3 protein-coding genes and 1 pseudogene are annotated in these 3,505 nt (G+C 71.3%); 3 read left to right on the top strand and 1 reads right to left on the bottom strand.

Annotated elements, in window-relative coordinates; all coding sequences use genetic code 11:
- A partial coding sequence (locus AC2VNT_RS11810) for a preprotein translocase subunit SecA (protein ID WP_486947036.1) occupies positions 1 to 1,101 on the top strand: 1,101 nt, incomplete at its 5' end.
- A gap of 49 nt (positions 1,102 to 1,150) precedes the next feature.
- Here AC2VNT_RS11810 and AC2VNT_RS11805 read toward each other — a convergent pair.
- Positions 1,151 to 1,669, bottom strand: coding sequence for an Rv3235 family protein (locus AC2VNT_RS11805; RefSeq protein ID WP_486947035.1), 519 nt, complete (start codon positions 1,667 to 1,669; stop codon positions 1,151 to 1,153).
- Between the two features lie 164 nt (positions 1,670 to 1,833).
- On the opposite strand from AC2VNT_RS11805, the gene AC2VNT_RS11800 reads away from it, so the two are divergent.
- Complete coding sequence (locus AC2VNT_RS11800) at positions 1,834 to 3,252, top strand: WS/DGAT/MGAT family O-acyltransferase (RefSeq protein WP_486947034.1); 1,419 nt, start codon at positions 1,834 to 1,836, stop codon at positions 3,250 to 3,252.
- A pseudogene (locus AC2VNT_RS11795) lies at positions 3,249 to 3,505 on the top strand (polyphosphate kinase 2); the annotation flags it as partial. The gene AC2VNT_RS11800 and the pseudogene AC2VNT_RS11795, both read left to right, overlap by 4 nt.

The raw sequence follows: 3,505 nt of genomic DNA, 5'->3' as shown, positions 1-3,505 counted from the left end.
CGGATCGACAACCAGCTGCGCGGCCGGTCCGGCCGGCAGGGCGACCCGGGCGAGTCCCGGTTCTACCTCTCGCTCGGCGACGAGCTGATGCGGCGGTTCAACGGCGCGGCGCTGGAGTCGCTGCTGACCCGGCTGAACCTCCCCGACGACGTGCCGATCGAGGCCAAGATGGTCACCCGGGCTATCAAGAGCGCGCAGACCCAGGTCGAGCAGCAGAACTTCGAGGTCCGAAAGAACGTCCTCAAATACGACGAGGTGATGAACCAGCAGCGCAAGGTGGTCTACGCCGAGCGCCGGCGGATCCTGGAGGGCGAGAACCTGGCCGAGCAGGCGCACGACATGGTGGTCGACGTGATCACCGCGTACGTCGACGGTGCGACGGCGACCGGCTACGCCGAGGACTGGGACCTGGAGACGCTGTGGACCGCGCTGAAGACCCTGTACCCGGTGGGGATCGACCATCACGACCTGCTGCACAGCGACGCCGTCGGGGAGGCCGGCGAGCTGACCCGCGACGAGCTCCTGGCGGCGCTGATCGCCGATGCCGAGAGCGCCTACGCCCGCCGGGAGGCCGAACTGGACGCCCTCGGCGGCGACGGTGCGATGCGCGGGCTGGAGCGCAGCGTGCTGCTGAGCGTGACCGACCGCAAGTGGCGTGAACACCTCTACGAGATGGACTACCTCAAGGAGGGCATCGGGCTGCGGGCGATGGCGCAGCGTGATCCGCTGGTGGAGTACCAGCGCGAGGGCTTCGACATGTTCACCGCGATGCTCGACGGGATGAAAGAGGAGTCGGTCGGCTTCCTGTTCAACGTCGCCGTGGAGGCGGCACCGGCCCAGACGGTCGCGCCGATGGCCGCCCCGCAGGGCCTGGCCGACCTGGCGGCGGCCGGCGAGGGTTCCGCGGTGCGTGCCAAGGGGGTGGACGGGGCCGACGACGCCGAGCCGGCGCTGACCTACTCCGGTCCCGACGAAGGCGGGTCGGCTCAGCTGCAGCGACACAACGGGGAGCCCCGGGAGGCCGCCGGCGGCAGCCGGCGGGAGCGCCGGGATGCGGCCCGGCGCCGCGGCAAACTGTCCAAGTCCGGGAAGAAGCGCTGATCGCTGGTCGTCGCTCAGCGGATGGCAGCGCCCAGCGGATGTTGAGCGCTCAGCCGATGTCCAGCGCGACGATCTGCCAGCCCGGCCCGGCTCCGGCCGGCACCCGTTCGATGCGGCAGGCCAGCGCGTGCAGCCGGCGCCCGCGTCGGTAGCTGCCGGACACCTCGACCGCCGATGGTGCCCCGCCGGATTCGATCGGCTGCAACCGCAACCGGTGTAGCGCCGCCGCCTCGGTGCCGCCGCCGGCCGGCAGGGCACCCGGCCGGGACCGGAGCGAGTCGACCAGCCCGGCGGTGAGCAGCGGATAGAGATGGGTGGCCGGGCGTCTGCGGTCGATGACTTCCAGCACCCGGCGCAGCGTGGTGTCGGCGAACATCGCCGCGGTGCGGGGCACCGGCGCCAGCGGGACGCGCGCCGGCCGTTCCGGCGGCGGCCGGTCGCGGCGGCGTCCGAGACGCACCGGCACCGGCCGACGGGGCCGATGGGCGGGGACCGGATGTGCGGGCGGTTCGTAGTCCACGACCGGCGCGACGACCGGCGGGCCGGACAGGGTTGGGTTCACGGTCATACGCACCTCTCCACGGGTCGGTCGAACCGGCGGCCCGCTGGAGAGTGGCAGGGCACTGCGGTGATCATCGCACAATCGCCGATCGGCGGTATCCGCGTGCGACCCCGCGGCTTGACGGCTACCGTGGGCGGGCAGTATCGGGGGTCGGCAGGAGGGCAGCCGCTATGGTGAGTCGGTTGTCGATAGCGGATACGTCCTTTTACCGGCTGGAGGACACCGCCACCCCGATGTACCTCGGGTCGCTGCTGATCCTGCACCGGCCGCGGGCCGGCCTGAGCTACGAGACGCTGCTGGCCACCGTCGAGCAGCGTCTGCCGCAGGTACCGCGCTACCGGCAGAAGGTTCGCGACGTCAACCCGGCGCTGGGCCGGCCGGTCTGGATCGACGACCGCGACTTCGACATCACCTACCACGTGCGCCGATCGGCGCTGCCGTCCCCCGGCGGCGACCAACAGCTCTACCAGCTGGTCGGCCAGCTGGCCCAACAGCCGTTGGACAAGTCCCGGCCGCTGTGGGAGATGCACCTGGTCGAGGGGCTGACCAAAAACCGCCTGGCCCTTTACGTCAAGTCGCACCAGGCGCTGATCAACGGGGTGACCGCACTGGCGATCGGGCACGTCATCACCGACCGCAGCCAGCGCCCCCCGGTCTTCGACGAAGACATCTGGGTGCCGCGGGTCGAGCCGGGCCGCGCCCGGCTGGTCGCCGGGGCGCTCGGCGAATGGATGACCGTCCCCGGCACCCAGCTGCAGGTCCTCGGGGCGGGGATCAGCCGGGCGACGATCCCGGCGCGGCTGGCGGCCCGGGCCGGCCTGAAGGCGTTCGATCTGGCCCGGTCGGTGCTGGGCGGCACCGCGCCGCGCAGCCCGCTGAACACCCACGTCTCCCGCGGCCGGCTGTTCACCGTGGCGGCCGGTCGGCTGGCGGACTACCGGATGGTGCGTAGCCGCTTCGAATGCGACGTCAACGACGTGGTGCTGAGCGTGATCACCGGCGCCCTGCGCAATTGGCTGCTGTCCCGGGGCGAGGCGGTGCCCTCGACCAAGACGGTGCGGGCGATGGCGCCGCTGCCGGTCTACCCGGACAGCAAGTTCGACGGCGCCGGCCAGGGCCAGCCGATCGGCGCGGTGACACCGTTCCTGATCGACCTTCCGGTGGGCGAGCCCGACGCGGTGATCCGGCTCTCCCAGGTCGCCTACGCCAGCGAGACGAACTCCACCGCGGCCGGCCTGGTGGACGCCCGAACCATTTTGACCGCAACGGGTTTCGCGCCGCCGAGCCTGCATGCCATGGGGATCCGGGCGGCCACCCACGTCGCCGGGCTCTCCGGGCGGGCGTTCAACTTGCTGATCACCAACGCCCCCGGGGCGCAGCGCCAGATGTACATCGCCGGAACCAAGCTCCTCGACGCCTACAGCGTGCCGCCGCTGCTGCACGATCAGGTGCTGGCGATCGGGGTGACGTCCTACAACGGGGCGCTGTACTACGGCATCAATGCCGACCGCAAGGCGATGAGCGACGTCGCGGTGCTGCCCACCCTGCTGGCGGAGTCGCTTGCTGAGCTGGTGGAGGCGGCCAGGTGAGTTCGACACCGGGCCCGACGAAGATCTCGAAACGCCGCTACGAGACCGAGTTACTGCGTCTGCAAACCGAATTCGTGAAGCTTCAGGAGTGGGTGCGGTCGACCGGCGCGCGGGTGGTGGTGCTGTTCGAGGGGCGCGACGCCGCCGGCAAGGGTGGCACCGTCAAACGGATCACCGAATACCTGAGCCCGCGGGTGGCCCGGATCGCCGCACTGCCGGCCCCCACCGAGCGGGAGCGCGGCCAGTGGTATTA

This window comes from Mycobacterium sp. TH-M15 (assembly GCF_057473705.1).
The sequence above is the reverse complement of the archived record's forward strand: the minus strand, read 5'-3'. Positions and strand labels throughout refer to the sequence as shown.

Coding starts and splice junctions, on each gene's coding strand:
- AC2VNT_RS11805 (WP_486947035.1), bottom strand. CDS start 1,669: ATGACCGTGAACCCAACCCTGTCCGGCCCGCCGGTCGTCGCGCCGGTC.
- AC2VNT_RS11800 (WP_486947034.1), top strand. CDS start 1,834: ATGGTGAGTCGGTTGTCGATAGCGGATACGTCCTTTTACCGGCTGGAG.